General features: G+C 72.7%; 1 protein-coding gene. It reads right to left on the bottom strand.

Translation table 11 applies throughout. The features are described 5' to 3' along the window. A partial coding sequence (locus tag NE591_RS15050) for a hypothetical protein (RefSeq protein WP_256157078.1) occupies positions 1–293 on the bottom strand: 293 nt, incomplete at both ends.

Below are 293 nucleotides of genomic sequence, written 5' to 3'. Positions count from 1 at the left end.
GAAGATCTTGAGCCCCCGATGCGTCTTGGGCGGCCGGGCATTCACCTGGTAGCCGGGCACGTAGCCGCCGGACGTCGGGCCCATGGGGGGCACGACGGGCATGGCGCCAGCGCCGCTGATTGCGGGGCGCGAAGGCTGAGGGGGCATCGCGGCGGTTCCCTGGTCGTGCTGGGGCGGCATCGCGCCCGTGGCCTGGGGCCCCTCGGGCCTCGGCGCGCCGAAGCGGCCCTCGGGCATGACGAAACCGCGGGTCGCGCTTGCGCCCGCTTCGGAAATTCGATTGTCAGATGTGC

The sequence above is a fragment of the Adlercreutzia sp. DFI.6.23 genome (genome assembly GCF_024462535.1).
GTDB classification, from domain to species: domain Bacteria; phylum Actinomycetota; class Coriobacteriia; order Coriobacteriales; family Eggerthellaceae; genus Adlercreutzia; species Adlercreutzia rubneri.
This window is presented reverse-complemented; position numbering and strand designations above follow the sequence as displayed.